The sequence below is a fragment of the Actinoallomurus soli genome (assembly GCF_024055715.1).
Lineage (GTDB): Bacteria > Actinomycetota > Actinomycetes > Streptosporangiales > Streptosporangiaceae > Actinoallomurus > Actinoallomurus soli.
Genome location: NZ_JAMXMV010000029.1, coordinates 54025 through 78010 on the forward strand (window position 1 = coordinate 54025; position 23986 = coordinate 78010).

The 23986-nt window shown below is 72.6% G+C and carries 21 protein-coding genes; 17 read left to right on the forward strand and 4 right to left on the reverse strand.

Going from position 1 to position 23986, the window contains the following annotated elements; genetic code table 11:
- Nucleotides 1-50 precede the first annotated feature (50 nt).
- The 5 genes from NDW01_RS38340 (at nt 51) to NDW01_RS38360 (ending at nt 3454) form a co-directional block, all read left to right on the forward strand.
- Nucleotides 51-920 (forward strand): putative RNA methyltransferase, encoded by an 870-nt coding sequence (locus NDW01_RS38340; protein ID WP_252829322.1) that lies wholly within the window; start codon nt 51-53, stop codon nt 918-920.
- A gap of 205 nt (nt 921-1125) precedes the next feature.
- A complete protein-coding gene (gene infC, locus NDW01_RS38345; RefSeq protein ID WP_256514162.1) occupies nt 1126-1773 on the forward strand; it encodes a translation initiation factor IF-3 in 648 nt (215 codons plus the stop codon).
- Between the two features lie 150 nt (nt 1774-1923).
- Nucleotides 1924-2118, forward strand: coding sequence for a 50S ribosomal protein L35 (gene rpmI / locus NDW01_RS38350; RefSeq protein WP_252783340.1), 195 nt, complete (start codon nt 1924-1926; stop codon nt 2116-2118).
- 113 nt (nt 2119-2231) lie between these two features.
- Nucleotides 2232-2609 (forward strand): 50S ribosomal protein L20, encoded by a 378-nt coding sequence (rplT, locus tag NDW01_RS38355; RefSeq protein WP_252783341.1) that lies wholly within the window; start codon nt 2232-2234, stop codon nt 2607-2609.
- 20 nt (nt 2610-2629) lie between these two features.
- A complete protein-coding gene (locus NDW01_RS38360; RefSeq protein ID WP_252829324.1) occupies nt 2630-3454 on the forward strand; it encodes a TrmH family RNA methyltransferase in 825 nt (274 codons plus the stop codon).
- A gap of 45 nt (nt 3455-3499) precedes the next feature.
- Here the strand turns inward: NDW01_RS38360 and NDW01_RS38365 are convergent, their stop codons facing one another.
- Complete coding sequence (locus NDW01_RS38365) at nt 3500-4255, reverse strand: sulfite exporter TauE/SafE family protein (protein ID WP_252829326.1); 756 nt, start codon at nt 4253-4255, stop codon at nt 3500-3502.
- A gap of 493 nt (nt 4256-4748) precedes the next feature.
- Here NDW01_RS38365 and NDW01_RS38370 point away from each other — a divergent pair, with 493 nt between their 5' ends.
- From NDW01_RS38370 to pheT, 4 genes are all read left to right on the forward strand, one after another.
- Nucleotides 4749-5081 (forward strand): STAS domain-containing protein, encoded by a 333-nt coding sequence (locus NDW01_RS38370; protein ID WP_252829328.1) that lies wholly within the window; start codon nt 4749-4751, stop codon nt 5079-5081.
- A 119-nt stretch (nt 5082-5200) separates the two neighbouring features.
- Nucleotides 5201-6295, forward strand: coding sequence for a sensor histidine kinase (locus NDW01_RS38375; RefSeq protein WP_406567800.1), 1095 nt, complete (start codon nt 5201-5203; stop codon nt 6293-6295).
- Nucleotides 6296-6421: 126 nt separating this feature from the next.
- Entirely contained in the window at nt 6422-7531 is a 1110-nt protein-coding gene (gene pheS, locus NDW01_RS38380) for a phenylalanine--tRNA ligase subunit alpha (RefSeq protein ID WP_252783345.1), read from the forward strand.
- Nucleotides 7531-10011, forward strand: coding sequence for a phenylalanine--tRNA ligase subunit beta (pheT, locus tag NDW01_RS38385; RefSeq protein ID WP_252829329.1), 2481 nt, complete (start codon nt 7531-7533; stop codon nt 10009-10011). Before pheS ends, pheT begins: the two co-directional genes overlap by 1 nt.
- A gap of 174 nt (nt 10012-10185) precedes the next feature.
- On the opposite strand, the gene NDW01_RS38390 is transcribed toward pheT, so the two are convergent.
- The 3 genes from NDW01_RS38390 to NDW01_RS38400 form a co-directional block, all read right to left on the reverse strand.
- A complete protein-coding gene (locus NDW01_RS38390) occupies nt 10186-12228 on the reverse strand; it encodes a phosphocholine-specific phospholipase C (RefSeq protein ID WP_252829330.1) in 2043 nt (680 codons plus the stop codon).
- Between the two features lie 385 nt (nt 12229-12613).
- The gene (locus NDW01_RS38395; protein WP_252829331.1) at nt 12614-14116 is read right to left on the reverse strand and encodes a CYTH and CHAD domain-containing protein; all 1503 of its coding nucleotides are present in this window, start codon (nt 14114-14116) and stop codon (nt 12614-12616) included.
- 112 nt (nt 14117-14228) lie between these two features.
- The gene (locus NDW01_RS38400; protein ID WP_252829332.1) at nt 14229-14612 is read right to left on the reverse strand and encodes a hypothetical protein; all 384 of its coding nucleotides are present in this window, start codon (nt 14610-14612) and stop codon (nt 14229-14231) included.
- Nucleotides 14613-14705: 93 nt separating this feature from the next.
- On the opposite strand from NDW01_RS38400, the gene argC reads away from it, so the two are divergent.
- The 8 genes from argC to tyrS all read left to right on the forward strand — a co-directional run bounded on the left by argC (nt 14706) and on the right by tyrS (nt 23322).
- Complete coding sequence (argC, locus tag NDW01_RS38405; RefSeq protein WP_252829333.1) at nt 14706-15734, forward strand: N-acetyl-gamma-glutamyl-phosphate reductase; 1029 nt, start codon at nt 14706-14708, stop codon at nt 15732-15734.
- Nucleotides 15731-16885: a bifunctional glutamate N-acetyltransferase/amino-acid acetyltransferase ArgJ gene (gene argJ / locus NDW01_RS38410; RefSeq protein WP_252829334.1), complete on the forward strand. Its 1155-nt coding sequence runs from the start codon at nt 15731-15733 to the stop codon at nt 16883-16885. The genes argC and argJ overlap by 4 nt, the downstream gene beginning before the upstream one ends.
- Nucleotides 16882-17799, forward strand: coding sequence for an acetylglutamate kinase (gene argB, locus NDW01_RS38415; protein WP_252829335.1), 918 nt, complete (start codon nt 16882-16884; stop codon nt 17797-17799). The genes argJ and argB overlap by 4 nt, the downstream gene beginning before the upstream one ends.
- Complete coding sequence (locus NDW01_RS38420; protein ID WP_252829336.1) at nt 17796-18968, forward strand: acetylornithine transaminase; 1173 nt, start codon at nt 17796-17798, stop codon at nt 18966-18968. Before argB ends, NDW01_RS38420 begins: the two co-directional genes overlap by 4 nt.
- Complete coding sequence (locus NDW01_RS38425; RefSeq protein WP_252829338.1) at nt 18965-19570, forward strand: arginine repressor; 606 nt, start codon at nt 18965-18967, stop codon at nt 19568-19570. Before NDW01_RS38420 ends, NDW01_RS38425 begins: the two co-directional genes overlap by 4 nt.
- A gap of 220 nt (nt 19571-19790) precedes the next feature.
- Nucleotides 19791-21221, forward strand: a complete 1431-nt coding sequence (gene argH, locus NDW01_RS38430; protein ID WP_252829340.1) for an argininosuccinate lyase — start codon at nt 19791-19793, stop codon at nt 21219-21221.
- Entirely contained in the window at nt 21221-21847 is a 627-nt protein-coding gene (locus NDW01_RS38435) for a DNA-3-methyladenine glycosylase (protein ID WP_252829342.1), read from the forward strand. The genes argH and NDW01_RS38435 overlap by 1 nt, the downstream gene beginning before the upstream one ends.
- A 206-nt stretch (nt 21848-22053) precedes the next feature.
- Complete coding sequence (gene tyrS, locus NDW01_RS38440; RefSeq protein WP_252829344.1) at nt 22054-23322, forward strand: tyrosine--tRNA ligase; 1269 nt, start codon at nt 22054-22056, stop codon at nt 23320-23322.
- Nucleotides 23323-23986 lie beyond the last annotated feature (664 nt).

Genomic DNA, 23986 nt, shown 5'->3' on the forward strand with positions numbered 1-23986 from the left:
TCGACAAGTGGCGGGACGTACCGCCCGGTCGGCTGCCCCATCATGGGAGGGTGCTCGCCGACGTCGTTCCGTACCTCCAGTGCCCGCTCTGCGCGGGTGACCTCGCCGTCGCGGGGACGGCCCTGCGCTGTTCCGCCGGGCACGGTTTCGACATCGCCCGGCAGGGCTACGCCAACCTGCTGACCGGCAAGGCGAATCTGGGCACCGCCGACACCCCGGAGATGGTCGCGGCGCGCGCCGACTTCCTCGGCGGCGGCCACTTCGCGCCGCTCGCCGAGCTGATCGCCGAACGCGCGGCCGCACTGGACCCGGGAGAGGGGTGCGTGCTGGACGCCGGCGCGGGCACGGGCCACTACCTCGCGGCCGTCCTGGACCGGCTGCCCGGTCGCCCCGGCGTCGCCCTCGACATCTCCAAGCACGCCCTGCGCCGCGCCGCGCGGGCGCATCCCCGGATCGGCGCCCTGGCATGGGACGTGTGGCGGCCGCTGCCCGTGCGCACGGGTGCGGTGTCGGTCCTCATCGACGTCTTCGCCCCGCGGAGCGGTGCGGAGTTCCATCGGGTGCTGCGGCCCGACGGCGCACTGATCGTCGCGACGCCGGCCGCCCACCACCTGGGTGAGCTGGTCGGGCGGCTGGGGTTGATCTCCGTGGACGAGCGGAAGGCCGACCGTGTGGCAGACTCGGTGGGGGAGCGCTTCGCCGCTGCCGGCACCTGGTCGCTGGAGGTTCCGCTGTCCCTCACGCACGCCGAGGTCCTGTCGCTCGTGGGGATGGGACCGAGCGCCCGCCACACCGAACCGGCGGTCCTGCGGGCGCGGGTCACGGAGCTCACCGAGCCGGTCCAGGTGACCGCGGCCTTCGAGGTGCGCGCCTTCGAAGCGCGGGAGGCTCGTGCCTTCGACGTACGGCCGGAAAGCTGATACCCTTGACTTTTGACTGGCCCGGCGTTCACGCGTCGGGCGCGCAAGCGGAGGTTACCTCCCACCTGATCGGCCGCGCTCCCTCGGGGAACGAGAGGCTGATGGGTTCCGGTCCGGCACGCTGTTGGCGTGCCCGCCTCGTCGGCTCCGGCCGTCGAGGCGTCCGGTGGTGGCCCTGCATGCGAGTCGTGCGGGGCTTTTTCGTTTGAAAGGGCCAGGGGCATGGCCGGTCAGGACAGCTCGAAAGCCCCAAGGAGGTCCCATCAGCGCCGAACCGCGTATCAACGAGCGCATTCGCGTGCCCGAGGTCCGGCTCGTCGGTCCGAACGGCGAACAGGTCGGCATCGTGCCGATCGCCAAGGCACTCGACCTTGCCCGGGAGTCCGACCTTGACCTCGTCGAGGTCGCCCCGACCGCGAGGCCGCCCGTGGCCAAGCTCATGGACTACGGAAAGTTCAAGTACGAGTCCGCGATGAAGGCCCGCGATGCGCGACGTAACCAGGCGCACACGGTCATCAAGGAGATCAAACTCCGGCCGAAGATCGATCCGCACGACTACGGCACCAAGAAGGGCCACGTCGAGCGGTTCCTCAAGGCAGGTGACAAGGTCAAGGTCACGATCATGTTCCGTGGCCGCGAGCAGTCCCGCCCGGAGCTGGGCTTCCGGCTGCTGCAGCGGTTGGCGGAGGACGTCGAGGAGCTCGGCTTCGTCGAGTCGCGGCCCAAGCAGGACGGCCGCAACATGATCATGGTCCTCGGGCCGCACAAGAAGAAGAGCGAGGCAAAGGCCGAAGGCCCGCGGGCGACCGGTAGTCGGCTGCGGCGGCAGGAGGAGCACGGTTCCCCGGCCTGACCGGGCACTGCTCCGCCACGACCCTGCTCCCTGAGCGGGGTCGTCTCGCGATGAGGTATGCACACCCGCGCCTTTCCGGCGTCCGGCACTCCCCGCGGAGTTCCGCACGCCCGGAGTGAGGTGCATGGACATAGGGAGACGTCGGCGACCATGCCGAAGATGAAGACGCACAGTGGTGCCAAGAAGCGTTTCAAGAAGACGGGCACCGGCAAGGTCATGCGCCGCCGCGCCAACCGCAACCACCTGCTCGAGCACAAGCCGACCAAGCGCACGCGCCGGCTCGACGGAGCGGTCGTCCTGTCGAAGAGCGACGAGAAGAAGATCAAGAAGCTGCTCGGCGACTGAGCCCGGCACCACCTGATCGCCGGGCTCCGGCACCTGTGCGGTGCCGGCAGTCCCGTTAGTCGAACGACCGGCCGGGTCTACGAGACACGGCCTCCACGAAGGAGTTCTAAGACGTGGCACGCGTGAAGCGGGCGGTCAACGCCGCCAAGAAGCGTCGGGTCGTCCTCGAGCGGGCGAGTGGCTACCGTGGCCAGCGGTCGAGGCTGTACCGCAAGGCCAAGGAGCAGCAGCTCCACTCGATGACGTACGCCTTCCGTGACCGGAAGGACCGCAAGGGCCAGTTCCGCCGTCTGTGGATCCAGCGGATCAACGCGGCGGCCCGCGCGAACGGCATGACGTACAACCGGTTCATCCAGGGCCTGCGCGAGGCCGGGGTCGAGGTCGACCGCCGCATGCTCGCCGAGCTCGCGGTGAACGACGCCGCGGCGTTCGCGGTTCTCGTCGAGACGGCCAAGAAGGCGCTGCCCGCCGAGGGCAGCGCGGCGGCCTGACCGAGCAGATAACGACGCTGATGGCGGGCCGCGAGCTGACCTCTACTCGATCACCACGGGTGAAGGCGGCTCGTCGGCTCGCCAAACGCGCCTTCCGCCGCCGTGAGCGGCGGTTCCTCGCCGAAGGCCCCCAGGCCGTACGCGAGGCCCTCGCGCTCGACGAAGTCCTCGTCGAGCTGTTCACCACCGCCGAGGCGGAGACCCGCCACCACGACCTGATCACCCAGGCGGAGCGGTCCGGTGTCCCGATCTTCCGGGTGAGCGGTGAGGTCATGGCCGAGCTCGCCCAGACCGTCACGCCGCAGGGCCTGCTGGCCGTCTGCGCGTTCGTGGACGTCGACCTGCCCACGGTGCTCGCACCACCGCCGCGGCTCGTGACCGTGCTGGCGCACGTGCGGGACCCCGGAAACGCCGGCACGGTGCTGCGCACCGCCGACGCCGCGGGCTCCGACTCCGTGATCTTCACCGACGCGTCCGTCGATCCGTACAACGGCAAGTGCGTACGCGCGTCCGCGGGCAGCCTGTTCCATCTGCCGGTCGTCGTCGGGCCGCGCTTCGACGTCCTCATCCCGGCGCTGAAGGAGTCCGGCCTGACCGTCCTGGCCGCCGACGGCGCGGGAAAGTGCTCCCTGGACGCCGCGCTGGACAACGGCACCCTCACCGGCCCGACCGCCTGGGTGTTCGGCAATGAGGCGTGGGGCCTGCCGGACGAGATCCTGGACGCGGTCGACGAGGTCGTGCGCGTCCCCATCTACGGCGGCGCCGAGAGCCTCAACCTCGCCACCGCCGCGGCCGTCTGCCTGTACGCCTCGGCCCGCGCCCAGCGCGCCGGCGAGCCGTCCTGACGGCCGCGTCCCCGTGGACCGGCGGGCACTCCCGAGCCCCGGCCCTCAGCGGAGGGCGAGCGCGACGGCCACTCCGAGCCCGAACGTCACGACGACGGCCCGCAGCACCCCCGGGGACATGCGCCGGGCCACACGGGCGCCGAGGAACCCGCCGGCCAGGCTGGTCACGGCCATGACCCCGACGGCCGGCCAGCGCACCGGGCCGAAGAGCGCGAAGGCGATGAGGGCCACCGTGTTGATCACCAGGGACAGGACGGCGCGGACGGCGTTGAGCCGCTGCAGGTGGTCGTGCACGAAGACGCCGAGCAGGCCGAGCAGCATGACGCCCAGTCCGGCGCCGAAGTACGCGCCGTAGGCGCCTCCGACCAGCACCCCGCCGTGGAGCATCATCCGGTGCCCGTTCCCGGTGAGGCGCCGCGCCCCGTCGAGCCGGCGCTTCAGCCACGGCTGTGCGGCGAGGAGGCCGCTGGCCAGCGCGATCAGCACGGGCACGAGCGCGGCGAACACCCCGGCCGGGGTGACCAGCAGCAGGACACAGCCGGCGACGGCCCCGAACACACCGGTCACGCTCAGCGCGACCGCGCGTCCGCGCTGACCGTCCAGTTCCGCGCGGTAGCCCGCGACGCCCCCGACATAGCCGGGCCACAGCGCGACCGTGTTGGTCACGTTGGCCGCGATGTTCGGACACCCCACGGCCAGCAGAGCGGGGAACGAGATCAGCGATCCACCGCCGGCGATCGCGTTGACCCCTCCGGCCGCCACTCCGGCCGCGCCGAGCAGGCCCATGTCGAGGAGGTCCACGTGCGGCTCCTTCCCGGGACGGCGAGCCGGACGGGGGAGCCCAGTTCGCGGTCGCGGAGAGTGGTGGGGTGGTCGATGCACTGTAGCCGGACGCCCCGGGATCGGCCGCGCCCGGCCGATGCCAGAGGGACGCGGAGCGATGCGTCACCCGTTCGGCGGAGGCCGGATGTGCCGTTCGATACCGAACGCAACAGTGATGTCTTCTCGCTGTAACAAAACGGCGTCCCGATTCGTTCATTGGACGAAAAGGCGACATGATCGGTGCTGTCGATTCCGTCGCGCCGGATCGGTGGGCCGGCCCGAGGCCGGCTGCGGCTTCCCGGCGACCGTCTCGGAGCCGACGACGATTCCGATGAACGGGGCAAATAGGTTGGAAACGAACATAAGAGGCATTCCGCTGCCTCGCCGCCGCACGGCGGCGAGCTGCGAGAGGGGACCGGGCCGGTCCGCGTTGGCGCGCGGGGGCGCCCACCGGTGCCGGGCCGGGCGCGCGATGGCGGCCAGGGTCGTACGACGGGACGGCGCGGCGGCGGTCGTGGCGATCGTCGGCGAGATCGACGTGCAGACGGCGGGGCGGCTGCGCACGGATCTCCTCGCCCTCATCGAGGGCGGCCACACGAACCTGGTCGCCGACTTCGGCGCCGTCAGCTTCTGCGACGCCGCCGGGCTCGGCGCGCTGGTCGCGGTGGGCAACCGGCTGCGCGAGAAAGGCGGCACGCTCCGGCTGGCGCGGGTGCGGCCCGCTCAGCGCCGGATTCTGCGAATCACTCGGCTCGACGAGCTGTTTCCGACGTATGACACGGTCGACGAGGCGTTCGGTAACTGAGGTCCGGGTGACATGCCGGGACATCCGTAATTAACGACACGGGCGTGGCGCTATTTACGTCGTCCGCACTAGAGTCAGGCCAGCACTGTCAATAGGGAGCCGGGGGAGGTGCCGCGGTCGTGGGCGGATCGGTGCCGCGCGGCGTTGAACCTCCCGCCGGCCAGGCGGCGCGCTGGGACGTCTCTCCCGACGCGCTGCCCGACGGGCTCATCGTGGCCGACGCCGACCGGCGGGTCGTGGTGTTCAACCGGGCCGCCGCCCGGTTGACCGGCATCACGCGGGCCGAGGCGCTCGGCCGCGACTTCGCCGACGTCCTGCCGCTGCGCGACGCCGACGGCCGCGACTGGTGGAAGTGCCTCGACCCGTACGGCGGCCTGGCCACCCGCACCCGCCATCCGGAGCGGCCGCTCTACCTCGGCGAGGGGCCCGAGCTGCTGGTCACCGCCTCGTACGACCGCGAGCGGGACGGCACCGTCCGCCGCTTCACGATCGCGCTGCGCGACGCGGCCGAGCGCGCCCGGCACGAGCGCGGCCGCGCCGACCTCGTCTCCACCGTCGCCCACGAGCTGCGGTCCCCGCTGACGAGCGTCAAGGGCTTCACCGCCACCCTGCTGGCCAAGTGGCACCGGTTCAACGACGACCAGAAGCGGGTCATGCTCGAGACGGTCAACTCCGACGCCGACCGGGTGACCCGGCTGATCACGGAGCTGCTCGACGTCTCACGCATCGAGGCGGGCCGGCTGGAGATGCGCCGCCAGGTCGTCGACCTCGTCGAGGAGGCCCGCAAGATCATCGCCGGCCGGGTCGCGGCGGGCGACCCGGCGGACCGGTTCAAGCTGGAGGTCACCGGCGCGCTGCCGGAGATGTGGCTCGATCCGGACAAGATTGACCAGATCATCGGCAATCTCGTCGAGAACGCTCTGCGTCACGGGGCTGGTACCGTAACGATCGTGGTGGAGCCGGACGCGAACACGCGTGGAGCCGTCGTCGCCGTGCGCGACGAGGGCGAGGGCATCCCGCCCGAGGCGGCACACCGCGTCTTCCGCCAGTTCTGGCGCGGTCACGGCCAGCCCCGCGGCGGCACCGGCCTCGGCCTCTACATCGTGAAGGGCCTCGTCGAGGCTCATGGCGGCACCATCGCCGTGCGGCGCGCCCCGAGCGGCGGCGCCGAGTTCCGATTTAGCCTGCCCGCCGGGGCTCCAGACTTCGCCTGAGAGCGCCGCGGGCTTCCCGAGCGGCCCCGTCCTGCCATGATCGTCTGATGGCCGCGTCACGGGCCGCAGGCCGTGCGCCGACTAGACTCGATCGCCGTTCCGCCATTGCTGGAGTAACTGACACTCATGTCCGCACCCAACAAGTCATATGACCCCGTCGAGGTCACCGCGCTCCATCCGGACGAGGTGGCCCGCGCGCGGGATGAGGCCCTCGCCGCGATCAGGGCCGCCGCGAGCCTCGACGAGCTGAAGCAGGTCCGCCTCGCCCACGCCGGCGACCGCTCGCCGCTCGCGCTCGCCAACCGGGAGATCGGCGCCCTGCCGCCGCACGCCAAGGCCGAAGCGGGCAAGCGTGTCGGCACGGCCCGCCGTGAGGTCTCCGAGGCGCTCAAGACCCGTCAGGCCGAGCTGGAGGAGGAGCGCGACCAGCGCGTCCTCGTCGAGGAGGCCGTCGACGTCACCCTGCGGTTCGACCGAAACCCGCGCGGCGCCCGCCACCCGGTGACCACCATCGCCGAGCGCATGGCCGACGTCTTCGTCTCCATGGGCTTCGAGCTGGCCGAGGGCCCCGAGGTCGAGGCCGAGTGGTTCAACTTCGACGCGCTCAACTTCCCGCCCGCCCACCCGGCGCGCGAGATGCAGGACACCTTCTTCGTCGAGTCCGAGGACTCCGGGCTGGTCCTGCGGACCCACACCTCGCCGGTGCAGATCCGCGCCCTGCTCACCCGTGAGCTGCCCGTCTACGTCGTGTGCACCGGCCGCACCTTCCGCACCGACGAGCTCGACGCGACGCACAGCCCCGTCTTCCACCAGATGGAAGGCCTCGTCGTCGACGAGGGGATCACGATGGCCGACCTGCGCGGTGCCATCGGCGCGTTCGTCACCGGAATGTTCGGCGCGGGGCTGAAGACCCGGTTCCGCCCGTACTACTTCCCGTTCACCGAGCCGTCCGCCGAGGTGGACATGCAGTGCTTCGTCTGCCGCGGCGCCTCGGCCGAGCCGGGCGGCGAGCCCTGCCGCACCTGCCGGTCCGAGGGCTGGATCGAGCTGGGCGGCTGCGGCATGGTCAACCCGCGGGTGCTGGTCGCCGCCGGGGTCGACCCGGAGCGGTACAGCGGCTGGGCGTTCGGCCTCGGCGTCGAGCGGACGCTGATGTTCCGGCACGGTGTCGAGGACATGCACGACATGTTCGAGGGTGACGTGCGCTTCACCCAGGCGTTCGGGATGGAGATCTGATGCGCGTCCCTGTTTCGTGGCTGCGGGAGTACGCCCAGCTGCCCGCCGTGGTCACCGCCCGTGACATCGCCCAGAAGCTGATCGCGGCCGGCCTGGAGGTCGAGTCCGTCGAGGCCGTCGGGCACGACGTGTCCGGCGTGATCACCGGCCAGATCCTGGAGATCGAGGAGCTGACCGGCTTCAAGAAGCCGATCCGCTTCTGCCAGGTCGACGTCGGCGAGGCGGAGCCGCGCGGCATCGTCTGCGGTGCGACCAACTTCACCGTCGGCGACCGGGTCCCGGTCTCGCTGCCGGGGGCCGTCCTGCCCGGCGGCTTCAAGATCGCCGCGCGCAAGACGTACGGCCGGGTGTCCGACGGCATGATCTGCTCCGAGGCCGAGCTCGGCCTGGCCGAGAGCAGCCCCGGCATCCTCGTCCTGCCGGCGGACACGCCGCTCGGCGCCGACTTCGTCGAGCTGGCCGGGCTGCGCGACGAGGTGCTCGACATCGCGATCACGCCCGACCGCGGCTACACCGCGTCGATCCGCGGCGTGGCCCGTGAGGCGGCGACCGCGTTCGGCGTGCCGTTCCGTGACCCGGCCGACGTCGAGGTCCCGGCCGAGACCGGCGAGTCGTACCCCGCGAGCATCGCGGACCCGACCGGCTGTGACCGCTTCGTGCTGCGGGAGGTGCGCGGCTTCGCGCCGGACACGCCGTCTCCGCTGTGGCTGCGGGTCCGGCTGGCCCGCGCCGGGATGCGCTCGGTGTCCCTGGCCGTCGACGTCACCAATTACCTCATGCTGGAGCTGGGCCAGCCGCTGCACGCCTTCGACCGGGCCAAGCTCACCGGCCCGATCGTCGTGCGCCGCGCGGAGCCCGGCGAACGGCTGGAGACCCTCGACCACGTCGTACGGGACCTGCACCCGGACGACGTCCTGATCACCGATGGGTCGGGCCCGATCTCGCTGGCCGGCACGATGGGCGGCCTGACGACCGAGATCGACGAGAAGTCGACCGACATGGTGATCGAGGGCGCGCACTTCTCGGCGAGCGACCTGGCGCGCCAGGGCCGCCGCCACAAGCTCAAGAGCGAGGCGCTGTACCGGTTCGAGCGCGGCGTCGACCGGGAGCTGCCGCTCGTGGCGACCCACCGGGCCGTCCGGATGCTCGCCGAGCTCGGTGGTGCGGAGATCCTTCCGGGGGTCACCCACGCCGAGGCGCCGGCGGAGAACGTCACGATCACGGTCGCCGCGGACCACCCGGACCGCGTCGCGGGCGTCGCGTACGGCCGCGACACGGTGGTCAGGCGGCTCCGTGACGTGGGCTGCGAGGTCACCGGCGAGGACGTCCTGACCGTGACGCCGCCGTCCTGGCGGCCGGACCTGCGCGACCCGAACGACCTCGCGGAGGAGGTCATCCGGCTGGAGGGCTACGAGAACATCCCGGCCCGTGCGCCGCGCTCGGTGGCCGGCCGTGGCCTCACCCCGGCGCAGCGGCTGCGCCGCCGCGTCGGCCGCGCTCTCGCCTCCGCGGGATACGACGAGGTGATCGACTACCCGTTCGTGTCCGCGGCCGACTGGGACGCGCTGCAGCTGCCCGCCGACGACGCCCGCCGGCGCGCGCTGCGGCTGGCCAACCCGCTCACCGAGGACGAGCCGTACCTCCGGACGACGCTGCTGCCGGCGATGCTGCGCACGCTGCACCGCAACCTCGGGCGCGGCTTCACCGACGTCGCCCTGTTCGAGACGGGCCTGGTCTACCGGCCCCGACCGGACGCCCCGACGCCGCCCCGGCCGCCGGTCGACCGGGCGCCCACCGCGGAGGAGCTCGCCGCGATCGAGGCGGCTCTGCCCGACCAGCCGTTCCGCGTCGCGGTCGTCCTGGCCGGAAGCCGCGAGCCGGCCGGCTGGTGGGGCGAGGGCCGCCCGGCGACCTGGGCCGATGCCATCGAGGCCGCGCGGATCGTCGCGGCCGAGGCGGGCGTCGAGCTGGAGGTCAAGGCGGACCGGCACGCGCCCTGGCACCCCGGCCGCTGCGCCGCGCTGTTCGCCGACGGGACGCTCGTCGGCCACGCGGGAGAGCTGCACCCCCGTGTGACGAAGGCGTTCGACCTGCCGGCCCGCGCCTGCGCGATGGAGCTCGAGCTGAGCCGGCTGGAGTCGAAGGCGGCCGGTACGGTGCTCGCGCCGCACATCGCGACGTACCCGGTGGCCACCCAGGACATCGCGCTCACCGTGGCCCGGGACGTCCCCGCGGCCGAGGTGGAGGCCGCCCTGCGGGCGGGCGTCGAGGGCCACGGCGCCGCCGGGCTGCTGGAGTCGATCCGGCTGTTCGACGTCTACACGGGGGAGCAGGTCGGCGAGGGCAACAAGTCGCTGGCCTACACGCTGCGCTTCCGCGCCCCCGACCGTACGCTCACCGCCGAGGAGACGACCGCCGTCCGGGACGCCGCCGTCGCAGCGGCGGCCGAGCGGGTCGGCGCCGTCCTGCGCGGCGCCTGACGAGGGGCCGCGCCGTGGTCACGCACGCGTGACCACGGCGCGCCGCCCGTCGCGGCGACCGTCGCCTGGCTCAAACCGTGGCGACGGTCGTTCGGCTCAGACCGTGGCGACGAGCGCCTGGCTCAAACCATGGCGACGGTCGTTGGGCTCAGACCGTGGCGACGGTCGTTGGGCTCAGACCGTGGCGATCGCCGGGTCGCTGGTGCTCGGGCGGCCGGTCTCGACGTGGCCGACCAGCCGCCGGGCGAACCTCTCGTCGTGGTCCGAGGTGACCGACAGGTCGTACCAGCCGTGGCGGCGACGGGCCGACGCCACGTGGACGGCGTGCCCGCCGGGCCGGAGCCGGTACGTCACCGGGCGCTCGTCTCCGTAGGCGTCCTTGACCGTCAGCCGTACGGGCTTCTCGCCACCGTTGGTCAGGACGAGGCGGATCTGCTCACCGGCCCCCTCGTGGCGGGCCGTCACCTCCGGCCCGGCGCCGCCGGGACCCGCGAGCCGCCGGAGGAACCCGTTCGGCCCGTGCACCTCGACGTCGTACGGGCCCGGGCCCCAGGTCGCGGAGAGGCGGCTGCCGCGGCCGACGGTGTAGGTCCAGGGGCCGCCCGCGTGGCTCGCGGAGGTGACGTGGAAGACCGCGGCCGCCGCGCCGTGCTCGGCGAAGTCGATCACCAGACCGGTGCTGCTCGCCCGGCCGTCCGCAGCCAGGTCGTACGGCAGCGGCCGTGCCGGGCGCAGGCCGCGCTCCTGCCGGGGCAGGGCCGGGTGCGCCGGCGGCTTCGGCACGTAGTCGGCGTGCCGGTCGCGGTCCGGGGGAAGGTAGCCGCTGGTGTCGGGGAGGGCGGGCATCGCCGCGGCCGTACGGCCGAAGTCGAACGCCGAGGTCAGGTCGCCGCAGACCGCTCTGCGCCAGGCCGAGATGTGCGGCTCACGGACGCCGAAGCGCCGCTCCATGAACCGAATGATCGAGGTGTGGTCGAAGACCTCAGAGCACAGCCAGCCGCCCTTGCTCCACGGCGAGACGACGAACATCGGGACGCGCTGCCCGAGGCCGTACGGGCCCGTGACGTTCGTCCCGGATCCCGCCTGGTGGTAGACCTCACCGGCGACGTCCACCGTCGAGCGCCCCTGGGCGGCAGACGTCGGAGGGTACGGCGGCACGGCGTGGTCGAAGAAGCCGTCGTTCTCGTCGTAGGTGATGAACAGCGCCGTCCTGCTCCACACGTCGGGATTCGCCGTCAGCGCGTCCAGGACCTGGGCGATGTACCAGGCGCCGTAGTTGGCCGGCCAGTTCGGGTGCTCGGTGAACGCCTCCGGAGCCGCGATCCAGGAGATCTGCGGCAGGCGGCCCGCCGTGACGTCCGCCTTGAGGATGTCGAAGAGCCCCTGCCCGTTCTTGGCGTCGGTGCCGGTCCGGGCCCGGTCGTACAGCGGGTCGCCGGGCCGGGCGTTCTGGTACTGCGTGAAGTACAACAGTGAGTTGTCCCCGTAGTTGCCGATGTAGGCGTCGTTCGTCCACCCCCAGAAGCCCTTGGCGTCGAGGCCGTCGCCGGCGTCCTGGTAGATCTTCCAGGAGATCCCGGCCTTCTCCAGGCGCTCGGGATAGGTGGTCCAGGAGTATCCGGCCTCGTCGTTGCCCAGGACGGGACCGCCGCCCGTACCGTCGTTGCCGGTGTAGCCCGTCCACATGTAGTACCGGTTCGGGTCGGTCGGCCCCATCATCGAGCAGTGGTAGGCGTCGCAGATCGTGAAGGCGTCGGCCAGCGCGTAATGGAACGGAATGTCCTCGCGGGTGAGGTAGGCCATGGTGGTGGCCGTCTTGGCCGGCACCCACCGGTCGTACGCGCCGTTGTTCCAGGCGGCGTGGCCGCCGTTCCAGCTGTGGTCGAGGTCCTGGAGGAACCGCATACCGAGGTCGGCGGCGTCCGGCCGGAACGGAAGGACGTCCTTCGTCCCGTCGGACTGGTACCACACGGGCTTCCCGCCGGGGAGCGTCACGGGGGTCGGATCGCCGAAGCCGCGTACGCCGCGCAGCGTGCCGAAGTAGTGGTCGAAGGACCGGTTCTCCTGCATGAGCACCACGATGTGCTCGATGTCGCGCAGGGTGCCGCTGCGCCGGGCCGCGGGGATCTCCGCCGCGCGGGCGATGCTCGTGGACAGCGCGGTCATCGCGGCGGTCCCGCCGGCCACTTGCAGGAATCGTCGACGGTCGATGGTCATGGGGGTCCTGCCTCGGGTTCGGGGTCATCGGGGGCAGGACAGTGATCTCAAGCGATCCGCAACTGATCAAGACCGGTGGGAGAAATCCAGCGAAAACCTTGGCCAATCCGGGCCACCCCGCGCCGGAGGCAGGAGACGCCTCGGCGCGCCGGCGGTGGGAGCTTCGGCCTCCGGCCGGGTGTGATGCGCTTCGGCGCGCCGGTGGCGTGGGCTTCGATCCCCGGGCGGGCGGAAGGCGCCGCGACGCACGGGCGGTACCGGCTCCGGCCCAGGCGGTACCGGCTCCGGCGCGGGCGGGAGGCGCTTCGGCGCGCCGGCGGTATCGGCTCCGGTCCCGCGCGGGCCGGAGGCGCCCGGCCGCGCCGCTCGGAGATCGGCGCGTCGGTCAGCTACCGCCGAGTTTGCGGAGCGGCTTGGGCTTGGCGGCCTTCTTCACGACGGCCGGCAGCTCCCGGAGCACGCGTTCCCGGTCGCGTTCCTCCCGCTCGGCGAGCCGGCCGAGGGCGAACGCCTCGGTGGCCGGCGTCCCGGGACGGCGGGCCAGCTCGCCGAGCCGCTCGGCGGCGACGACGCCGTCGTGGTGCGCGCCCAGCAGTTCCTGCAGCCGCTCGGCCCGGCGGGCCAGCTTCTTGGCGGGGGAGCCCAGGGCGGGTGCGGCGGCCTCGGCGGTGTAGCGGGCGCGTTTGGCGGCCTTCCGGGTCCGGTGCAGGGCCGCGTCGCGCGCGGGACCGGCGGGCAGGCCGGCCGCGTGGGCGTGGCGGCGCAGCATCTTCCGCCAGGACTTCGCCACGGCCTTGGCCGTCTCCGTACGGGCCCGGTGGCCGGAGCGCCGGGGGAGAAGTGGCGGGGCGGCGAGGAAGGCGTCGACGCTGTCCAACAGGGACAGGTAGCGGGTCGAGGACAGCGTCTCGCGGAGCCGGTCGCGGGCGCGGAGTTCCTCCGCCGCCATCGCGGCGAGCCAGGTCGGCTCCCGGCCGGCGTCCGGCACCTGTTCCAGGCGCCGCTCGAACCGCGCCCGCAGGACCTCCAGGTCGCGGACCTCGCCCAGGGCGCCGGCCAGCCACTTCAGCTCCGCGTCCAGCCCGGCCGCACGCGCGGGATCGATCATGCGCCGGTGGGTGCGCAGGAGGCTGCGCATCCGCCGGACCGACACCCGCATCTTGTGCACCGAGTCGTCGTCGTGGTCGGCCAGGCGGACCAGCGGGTCGTAGGCCAGCATCTTGCCGAAGTGCCGGCCCAGATAGGTCAGGAACACGTCGCCGGCCGTGCCGGTGGCCGGCGGGGGCGCGGCGGAGGGGACCGTCTCCAGCGTCCGCGCGAGCTTCGAGCGGGCGGCCGCCTCCCGTGCCCCGGCGGCGAGCAGATGGTCGCCGACGGCCGCCAGGAAGCCGTCGGAGGCGGTGACGGCCTCGATCTCGATCTCCCGCCATGTCATCAGGCGGACCTCGCCGCCGCCCGGCCCGAACGGGTGCGCGTGCACCGTGTCGTCGGCGAGCTTGGCCAGCACCCGGCCGTCCTCGTCGAGCAGCGGGCGCTCGATCCGGCGGGTCTCCACCTCGGCGACCGGAGTCAGCGGCCGGCCACGGGTGTGGGCGGTGACGAGCGTGGCCAGTTCCGCCGGCACGGTCTGCGCGCTCTCGCCGAGCGGCAGCTGGATCTCGCGTTTGGTGTTCTTCCCGGCCGGTAGCTTCAGATGCCATCCGGCGTCGTCACCGCCCTGCCGCCGGCGCAGGGTGATGCCGCGGGCGGCGAGGCGCAGGTCCTCCGTGTCGAAGTAACGGGCCTGAAGGGTGTGCGTGGCGGGGGCGCCGACCCGTACCTCCAGGTCCGGGACCACGAAGTCGGCCTCGGCGTCGTACTTTCGCTCGAGCTCCGTATGGCGAGCCACTTCTTCTCTCCTTGAAACAGCGACATATCGGGGCAGAACGACATACCCGAATCGAGGCCGTCGAAGAATCGCCGAGGAAGGGAAGTGGCCTCTCGCCGGATCGAGGGGGCGGTCAGTGCGCCTTCTGGAACGCGGTCACGGTGGTGCCGCCCTTGGCGCAGTCGGCGCCGCGGCCGCTCTGCTGGATCTGGTCGGGCGGATAGATCACGCACGACCAGCCCTGGACCGCGAGGCCGCCTCCGCTGCCCTGTCCGGGTGCCCTGCCCTCGGCGATGGCCGCGAAGAACGCCTTGTAGACGGACACCGCCTCCCCGCACGGAGCCGAACCCCTGGTGACCTTCAGGTACGCGGAGGCGCCGCCGGCGGTGTCGATCTGCCCGCAGTCCACCGCGCGGGCCGGGGGCGTCGTCGCGGTCTTCGGTCCGCCGCCCGAGCCGCAGCCGGCCGCGGCGAGCAGGAGGGCCAGGGGGAGGGAGAGCACGGCGATGCGGCGCATGGGCAGGACCCTAACGTTTTCTTGGATGCCGGACTGCGGTTGCATGATGATGCAGGGAAATGCATACTTAACGCATCGACGGAGGGGGAGACGATGGGCACGCGGGCGGCGGTCGCCGGAGCGAGCGGCTATGCGGGCGGTGAGCTGCTGCGCGTTCTGTCCGGCCACCCCGAGTTCGAGATCGGCGCGCTGACCGCCGCGTCGAGCGCGGGCACCCTCCTCGGAGCCCACCAGCCGCACTTGCACCCCCTGGCGGACCGGGTCCTCGCCGAGACGACGCCCGAGACCCTGGCCGGCCACGACGTGGTCTTCCTGGCCCTGCCGCACGGGCAGTCCGGGCCGATCGCCGAGGGCCTCGGCGACGACGTGCTCGTCGTCGACTGCGGCGCCGACTTCCGGCTCTCCGACCCGGCCGAGTGGGAGCACTACTACGGCGGCACGCACGCCGGCACGTGGCCGTACGGCCTGCCCGAGCTGCCGGGCAACCGCGAGCGGCTCCGCGACACCCGGCGGGTCGCGGTGCCGGGCTGCTACCCGACCGTGTCGCTGCTGGCGCTGTTCCCCGCGTACGCCGCCGGGCTGGCCGAGCCCGAGGCCGTGATCGTCGCCGCCTCCGGCACCTCCGGAGCGGGGCGCGCGCCGAAGCCGAACCTGCTCGGCAGCGAGGTCATGGGCTCGATGAGCGCGTACGGCGTGGGCGGCGTCCACCGGCACACCCCGGAGATCACCCAGCAGCTGTCCGCGGTCGCCGGGCACCCGGTCACCGTGTCCTTCACCCCGACCCTCGCGCCGATGAGCCGGGGGATCCTCGCCAGCTGCTCGGCCAAGGCCGCGCCGGGCGTCACCGCGCAGAGCCTGCGCGAGGCGTACGCCCAGGCGTACGCCGGCGAGCCGTTCGTCCGCCTGCTGCCCGAGGGGCAGTGGCCCGCGACCGCGATGACGCTCGGCGCGAACACCGCCGTCGTCCAGGTCGCGCTCGACGAGCGGGCCGGCCGCGTCATCGCGGTGGCCGCCATCGACAACCTGACCAAGGGCACCGCCGGCGGGGCCGTGCAGAGCGCGAACCTCGCCCTCGGCTTCCCCGAACAACTGGGTCTCACCACGATCGGAGTCGCCCCGTGAGCGTCACCGCACCTCTCGGCTTCAGAGCGGCGGGACTCGCCGCCGGCATCAAGAAGGGCGGTGAACGCGACCTCGCCCTCGTCGTCAACGACGGTCCGTCCCGCGCGGCGGCCGGAGTCTTCACCCGCAACCGCGTGAAGGCCGCGCCGGTGCTGTGGTCCGAGCAGGTGCTGCGCGGCGGCCGGGTGCGCGCCGTCGTGCTGAACTCCGGCGGAGCCAACGCCTGCACCGGCCCGGCGGGTTTCCAGGACACGCACCGGACCGCGGAGAAGGTCGCCGAGCTCCTCGGCGATTCGGCGGGCGAGGTCGCGATCTGCTCCACCGGCCTGATCGGCGAGCGGCTGCCCATGGACCCCCTGCTGGAGGGCGTCGAGGAGGCGGCCCGTGAGCTGTCCCGCGACGGCGGCCTCCCGGCGGCCGACGCGATCCGGACCACGGACACCGTCGCCAAGATCGCTTTCCGCCGGGCGACCGAGGGGTACACGGTCGGCGGCATGGCCAAGGGCGCGGGGATGCTCGCGCCGGCCCTCGCCACCATGCTCTGCGTCATCACGACCGACGCCGACGTCGACGCGGAGACGCTCGACCGGGTGCTGCGGCGGGCGTGCGAGGTGACCTTCGACCGGCTCGACACCGACGGGTGCATGTCCACCAACGACACCGTCCTGCTGCTCGCCAGCGGCGCGAGCGGGGTGACCCCGTCCGAGGACGAGCTCGCCCGTATGGTCACCGACATCTGCGCCGACCTGTCCCGGCAGCTGCTCCTGGACGCCGAGGGCGCCACCAAGGCGATCGCGATCGAGGTCGTCGGCGCGGCCGACGACCACGACGCGGTCCTCGTCGGCCGCGCGGTGGCCCGCAGCAACCTGCTGAAGTGCGCCATCCACGGCGAGGACCCGAACTGGGGGCGGGTGCTGTCCGCCGTCGGCACCACCGAGGCCGTCTTCGACCCCGACCGGCTCAACGTCGCGATCAACGGCGTCTGGGTGTGCCGCAACGGGTCCGTCGGCGACGACCGCTCCAAGGTCGACATGCGGCCACGGGACGTGACCATCACGGTCGACCTCGGCTCCGGCGCCCACACCGCGACCGTGCACACCACCGACCTGACCGCCGACTACGTCCACGAGAACTCGGCGTACTCCTCATGACGACGAAACCGCGCATCCGGACGCGGGCGGGCGCCGTCGCCCTGCAGAAGGCGGCCACGCTCATCGAGGCGCTGCCCTGGCTCGAGGAGTTCCACGGCACGACCGTCGTGATCAAGTACGGCGGCCACGCCATGATCGACGACGAGCTGCGGCTGGCGTTCGCCCGCGATGTCGCCTTCCTCCGGTACGCCGGGCTCCGCCCGGTCGTCGTGCACGGCGGCGGCCCGCAGATCAACGCCCAGCTCGACCGGCTCGGCCTGGAGAGCACCTTCACGGCCGGGCTCCGGGTGACCACGCCGGAGACGATGGACGTGGTCCGCATGGTGCTGGTCGGCCAGGTCGGACCCGACGTCGTCGGGCTGCTCAACCAGCACGGCGCGTTCGGCGTCGGCATGTCGGGGGAGGACGCCCGGCTGTTCACCGCGGAGCGCAAGACCGCGGTCGTGGACGGCAGGGAGATCGACCTCGGCATGGTCGGCGAGATCGTCGACGTCGACACCGGCGCCGTCCGCAGCCTTCTCGACGACGGCCGCATCCCGGTGATCTCCAGCATCGCGCGCGGCGAGGACGGCGAGGTCTACAACGTCAACGCCGACACCGCGGCGGGCGCGCTGGCCGTCGCCCTGCAGGCGGGCAAGCTGATCGTGCTGACCGACGTCGAGGGCCTCTACTCCGACTGGCCCGCCGACGGCTCCGCGGACGCCTCCGAGGTGATCGACCAGATCACCGCCGACGACCTGGAGACCTTGCTGCCCGACCTGTCGGCGGGCATGGTGCCGAAGATGGAGGCGTGCCTGCGGGCGGTACGCGGCGGGGTGCCGCGGGCCCACGTCCTGGACGGCCGGGTCCCGCACGCGCTGCTGCTGGAGGTCTTCACCGACGAGGGAATCGGAACGATGGTGGTGCCGGCATGAACGACCTGCGCAAACGGTTCGAAGCGGCGCTGATGCCCAACTACGGCGTCCCACCGGTCGCGCTGGCCCGCGGCGAGGGCTGCCGCGTCTGGGACACCGACGGCAACGCCTACCTCGACCTGATCGGCGGCATCGCGGTCTCCTCGCTCGGGCACGCGCACCCGGCGATCGTGGAGGCGGTGTCCGCGCAGGTCGCCACGATCGCGCACACCTCGAACCTCTTCCTGCACGAGCCCGAGGTGCTGCTCGCCGAGCGGCTGCTCGGCCTGCTCGGCGGGAACGGGCGCGTCTTCTTCGCCAACTCCGGCACCGAGGCCAACGAGGCGGCCTACAAGCTCGTCCGGCGGCACGCCGGCCCCGGCAGGAGCTACGTGGTCGCGGCCGAGAGCGGCTTCCACGGCCGTACGATGGGCTCCCTCGCGCTGACCGGCAAGGCGTCGATCCGCGAGCCGTTCGGCCCGTACGCCGCGGACGTGCGGTTCGTGACGTACGGCTCGGTCGAGGAGCTGCGCGCCGCCGTCACCGGCGACTGCGCGGCCGTCTTCCTCGAGCCCACCCAGGGCGAGGCCGGCGTCATCCCACCGCCGGAGGGCTACCTCACCGCCGCGCGGGCGATCTGCGACGAGGCCGGCGCGGCGCTCGTCCTCGACGAGATCCAGAGCGGCATCGGCCGCACCGGCACCTGGTTCCAGCACCAGCACGAGGGCGTCCGCCCCGACGTGATCACCCTGGCGAAGGGGCTCGGCGGCGGCCTGCCCATCGGCGCCTGTGTCGGTTTCGGCCCGTACGCCACGGCGTTCGAGAAGGGCGACCACGGCTCGACGTTCGGCGGGAACCCGGTGGCCTGCGCGGCCGCGCTGGCCGTGCTCGACACCATCGAGCGCGACGGGCTCCTCGACCACGTCACCAAGATCGGTGACCAGCTCGCCGCCGGCATCCAGGCGATCGACCACCCGCTCCTCGCGGGCGTCCGCGGCCGCGGGCTGTGGCGGGCGATCGTCCTCACCGAGCCGAAGTCCGCGGCCGTCCAGGCCGCCGCCCGCGACGCCGGCTTCCTCGTCAACGCGGTCGCACCGCAGGCCGTACGCCTCGCCCCGCCGTTGGTCATCACGTCCGACGAGATCGACTCCTTTGTGACGGCCCTGCCGGGCATACTGGGGTCGCCATGACCACGCCCCTGACGAAAACGGCCCGGCAGTCGCGGATCATCGAGCTGCTCGGACGCAACGCCGTGCACTCCCAGAGCGAGCTGGCCCGGCTGCTCGCCGACGCCGGCGTCGACGTCACCCAGGCCACCCTGTCGCGCGACCTCGTCGACATCGGCGCGGTCAAGCTGCGCGCCGAGGACGGCTCACTGATCTACGCGGTGCCTGGAGAGGGCGGCGAGCGCATCCGCCGGGCCCGGACCGGCGCCGCGGAGACGTTCGGCGGCCGGCTGGCCCGGCTCGCCCAGGAGCTGCTGGTCTCGGCCGAGGCCTCCGCCAACCTCGTGATCGTGCGGACCCCGGCCGGCGCCGCGCAGTTCCTCGCCTCGGCCATCGACCATGCCGACTGGCCCGCTGTGCTCGGCACCGTCGCCGGCGACGACACCGTCCTGGTGATCGCGCGCGATCCCTCGGGCGGCGACGACCTCGCGGCGGCCCTGCTCGCGCTGACCGAGCGACGGCCGGACGAACGCGCCCCGCGCATCCCGCGCGACCTCGGCGCGGGCCCGTCCTGGGAGCCCGTCGGCGCGCCGGCGGTCCCCGAGCCCGCCGAGCGACGATCTTAGGGCGTGTCCACCGGACACGCCCTGAGGCACCGCCCGTAGCGGTGCCCGACCGAGGCTCCGGCCCGGGGCGAACCCCCGGCGCACGCCGGGACCACTTCATGATCGAGCTTTACGGCCGCCTGCGGGCGGCCGCCGACACGGCCCGCCTGACATGCAGTAGTTTCGCATCGGCGGCCGGTCAAGGACGCCTGCCAACAGCCTTCCCAGGGAGAAGAACAGCGTGACGGACGACCAGCAGCGCAAGACGCCGACCAGGCTGTGGGGCGGCCGGTTCGAGGGCGGTCCGTCCGAGGCCCTCGCCCGGCTGTCGGTCAGCGTGCAGTTCGACTGGCGGCTCGCCCCGTACGACCTGCTGGGGTCGCGGGCCCACGCGCGGGTCCTGCACCGCGCGGGCCTGCTCACCGAGGACGAGCTGCGCCGCATGCTCGACGCGCTCGACGACCTCGACGCTGCCTGCCGCTCCGGCGACTTCCGGCCGGCCGTCGCCGACGAGGACGTCCACACCGCGCTCGAACGCGGCCTGCTCGAACGCCTCGGCGCCCTCGGCGGAAAGCTGCGCGCCGGGCGCAGCCGCAACGACCAGGTCGCCACCGACCTGCGGCTGTACCTGCGGGACCACGTCCGGCAGATCGTGTCCCGCCTCGTCGAGTTGGAGACGGCGCTGATCGCGCAGGCCGACCACAACCTCGGCGTGGCCGCCCCGGGCATGACCCACCTGCAGCACGCCCAGCCGGTGCTCTTCTCCCACCAACTCCTGGCGCACGTGCACGCGTTCGCCCGCGACGTCGACCGGCTCCGGGACTGGGACAAGCGGGCCGCGATCAGCCCGCTCGGCTCCGGCGCGCTCGCCGGATCCTCGCTGCCGCTGGACCCCGAGGCCGTCGCGGAGGAGCTCGGCTTCGACGCGGCCGCCCCCAACTCGATGGACGCCGTCAGCGACCGCGACTACGCCGTGGAGTTCCTCGCCGCGGCGGCCCTGATCGGCGTGCACCTGTCGCGGCTGGGGGAGGAGGTCGTCCTCTGGGCGTCCCAGGAGTTCCGCTGGATCGAGATGGACGACACCTACGCGACCGGGTCGTCGATCATGCCCCAGAAGAAGAACCCGGACGTCGCCGAGCTGGCCCGCGGTAAGACCGGCCGGCTCATCGGCCACCTCACCGCCCTGCTGACCACGCTCAAGGGCCTGCCGCTGACCTACAACCGCGACCTGCAGGAGGACAAGGAAGGTGTGTTCGACGCCGTCGACACCCTCCTGCTCGTCCTGCCCGCCATGTCCGGCCTCATCGCCACCATGCGCGTCAACACCGCGCGCCTGGAGGCCCTCGCGCCGCAGGGGTTCGCGCTGGCCACCGACGTCGCCGAGCTGCTGGTCCGCAAGGGCGTGCCGTTCCGCGACGCGCACGAGGTCGTCGGCCACCTCGTCGTCTGGTGCCAGGTCAACGACAAGGACTTCGGCGACCTCACCGACGACGAGCTCGCCAAGGTCTCTCCGCACCTGACCCCGGACGTCCGCGACGTGTTCTCCGTCCAGGGCGCGCTGGCCGCGCGCAAGGCGTACGGCGGCACCTCCCCGGAGCGCGTCGCCGAGCAGCTCACCGCGCTGCGCTCCCTCGTCGACGGTCACGCCTCCTGGGCGGCCGCGGGGGCCTGATGACGGCTCCGCTTCCGCGCGCGTTCTTCGACCGGCTGCCCGAAGAGGTCGCACCCGACCTGCTCGGGTGCGTGCTCGAGCGTTCCTCCCCCCAGGGCACGGTCGCGGTGCGCCTGACGGAGGTCGAGGCGTACGCCGGTCCCCTCGATCCCGCCTCGCACGCCTACCGGGGCCGGACGGACCGCAACGCGGTCATGTTCGGCCCGCCGGGCCACACGTACGTGTACTTCACGTACGGCATGCACTACTGCGTGAACCTCGTGTGCCTGGAGGAGGGGACCGCCGCGGCCGTGCTCATCCGGGCCGGGGAGATCGTCGAGGGCCGCGAGCTGGCCATGGCGCGCCGGCCGCGTTCCTCGGTGCGCGACCTGGCCCGGGGTCCGGCCCGGCTCTGCGAGGCCCTCGCCATCGACCGCGCCCTGTACGGCGCCGACGTGTGCGATCCGGAGAGCCCGCTGCGCGTGCTGCCGGGCACGGCGCCCGCCGAGGTGCGCACCGGGCCTCGTACGGGGGTGACCAGCGCCAAGGACGTGCCCTGGCGGTTCTGGATCGACGGGGACCCGAGCGTGTCCGCGTACCGCCTGCACACGCCCCGCCGCCGACGGGATCCGGAGGTGCGCCGCTAAGGCGTGTGCGGCCCGCACGCCACGCGGGAGCGCCCGGTCCTGTACATCCGCGCGCGTGAGAGTGGGCCGAGGGTCTCCCGGCCGACCGGTCGGCGCCGCGCGGGCGGAATACGGTGGGAGACCCCTCCGGTGACCCGTTACCTTGGTGCCGGACCCGTCCGGCATCCTTGGAAGAGACCGGACGTACGTACGAGACGAGGAAGACCGTGACCGACATCCTGGACGATCTTGCCTGGCGGGGCTTGATCACACAGTCCACCGACCTGGACGATCTGCGGGCCATGCTCGCCTCGGGGCCGGTCACGCTCTATTGCGGCTTCGACCCGACCGCGCCCTCGCTGCACGTGGGCAGCCTGATGCAGCTCCTGACGCTGCGCCGGTTCCAGCAGTCCGGCCACCGGACGATCGGCCTGGTCGGCGGCGCCACCGGGCTCATCGGCGACCCCAGCGGCAAGAGCGCCGAGCGCACGCTCAACTCCGAGGAGGTCGTCGCCGGCTGGGTCGAGCGCATCCGAGGGCAGGTGTCACGGTTCCTCGATCTGACCGGCGACCGCGGCCTGATCGTCAGCAACCTCGACTGGACCGGCCCCATGTCGGCCATCGAGTTCCTGCGCGACATCGGCAAGCACTTCCCCGTCAACCGCATGCTCGCCCGGGAGACGGTCAAGTCCCGGCTGGACACCACCGGGATGAGCTACACCGAGTTCAGCTACGTGCTGCTGCAGTCCATGGACTTCCTGGAGCTGTACCGCAGGTACGGCTGCCGGCTGCAGACCGGTGGCAGCGACCAGTGGGGCAACCTCACGGCGGGCGTCGACCTCATCCGGCGGGTGGAGGGCGGAAGCGCGCACGCGCTCACGACCCCGCTCGTCACCCGGGCCGACGGCACGAAGTTCGGCAAGACGGCCGGCGGCGAGACGTACTGGCTGGACCCCGAGCTGACCTCGCCGTACGCCTTCTACCAGTTCTGGCTGAACGCCGACGATCGTGATGTTCCGACCTACCTGAAGTACTTCAGCTTCCGGAGCCGGGAGGAGATCGAGGAGCTGGAGAAGGCGACCAGCGAGCGTCCTGCCGCCCGAGCGGCGCAGCGAGCCCTCGCGGAGGAGCTCACCACCCTCGTCCACGGCGCCGATGAGACGCAGCGCGTGATCGCCGCCTCGCGCGCGCTGTTCGGCCAGGGCGATCTGGCGGAGCTGGACGAGCGCACGCTGGGCAGCGCCCTCGCGGAGGTGCCGTCAGCGACGGTGTCCGGGCCGCTGCCTCCCGTCGTCGACCTGCTGACGGCGACCGGGCTGGTGGGAAGTAAGTCCGAGGCCCGGCGCACGGTCGCGCAGGGCGGCGCGTACGTCAACAACGTGAAGGTCACCGATGAGTCGGCGGTACCCGCTCAGGGTGACCTGCTGCACGGCCGCTTCCTCGTGCTCCGGCGCGGCAAGCGGAACATCGGCGGCGTGACCGTCACCTCCGAGTGAACTCACCGGGCGGCGCCCGAGGCGGGGCGCCGCCCGTGCCAGGCGGGAGGTCGCCCGTCCCGCGCAGGACCACCGACCGTTGATGAGCTCCGGCCTGAGCAGGTCCTCGTACGACGCCCGATCTGCAGGCGGGTGGTGCGGCGGAGCCTGTTGGACGGCGATGGCGATGGTCTTCAGGCCGTCGGCCCTTCATCGCGGCCCGGCGTGCGGGTCGAACAGCCGGCCCGATCGGAGGGCGCCGTCGAGTCCCTGGGGCGATGGGGAAGCCGCTGAGGCACCTCGGGAATCGCCTCGATCGGGTGAGTGGCCTCGATCGAGGTCGCCGCGGGAATACTCCGGGCCGGCAGGCCGTTGATCTACTTACGGTGGGGGTCACCCCGCTCGGCAGCCGGCTGCGATGAGGTGGTCATCTCGGGCAGCACAGGCGTTGACAGCTTCTACGCGGCACCGCTTCGACTCTCCTGAGACCTTGATCGCGCAGATCGAGTCGTGGACGGGAGCTCCCCGTGATCAGCGCGTGTGAGATCGCATAGCGCCGATTTGACGGGGTCTCAAGGCGGCCGTAATGTTCTCTTCGCCCCCAGGGGAGCGGGACGCCGGAAGGCGGCCGGCCCGGGGGAACCCACACTGAGTTGTTCGGTTCGGACTCGCGTTCGGACGGGGT

Coding starts and splice junctions, on each gene's coding strand:
- NDW01_RS38435 (WP_252829342.1), top strand. CDS start 21,221: ATGACGGCTCCGCTTCCGCGCGCGTTCTTCGACCGGCTGCCCGAAGAG.
- pheS (WP_252783345.1), top strand. CDS start 6,422: ATGTCCGCACCCAACAAGTCATATGACCCCGTCGAGGTCACCGCGCTC.
- NDW01_RS38420 (WP_252829336.1), top strand. CDS start 17,796: ATGAACGACCTGCGCAAACGGTTCGAAGCGGCGCTGATGCCCAACTAC.
- argB (WP_252829335.1), top strand. CDS start 16,882: ATGACGACGAAACCGCGCATCCGGACGCGGGCGGGCGCCGTCGCCCTG.
- NDW01_RS38425 (WP_252829338.1), top strand. CDS start 18,965: ATGACCACGCCCCTGACGAAAACGGCCCGGCAGTCGCGGATCATCGAG.
- NDW01_RS38360 (WP_252829324.1), top strand. CDS start 2,630: ATGGCGGGCCGCGAGCTGACCTCTACTCGATCACCACGGGTGAAGGCG.
- NDW01_RS38370 (WP_252829328.1), top strand. CDS start 4,749: ATGGCGGCCAGGGTCGTACGACGGGACGGCGCGGCGGCGGTCGTGGCG.
- rpmI (WP_252783340.1), top strand. CDS start 1,924: ATGCCGAAGATGAAGACGCACAGTGGTGCCAAGAAGCGTTTCAAGAAG.
- argC (WP_252829333.1), top strand. CDS start 14,706: ATGGGCACGCGGGCGGCGGTCGCCGGAGCGAGCGGCTATGCGGGCGGT.
- pheT (WP_252829329.1), top strand. CDS start 7,531: ATGCGCGTCCCTGTTTCGTGGCTGCGGGAGTACGCCCAGCTGCCCGCC.
- NDW01_RS38390 (WP_252829330.1), bottom strand. CDS start 12,228: ATGACCATCGACCGTCGACGATTCCTGCAAGTGGCCGGCGGGACCGCC.
- NDW01_RS38400 (WP_252829332.1), bottom strand. CDS start 14,612: ATGCGCCGCATCGCCGTGCTCTCCCTCCCCCTGGCCCTCCTGCTCGCC.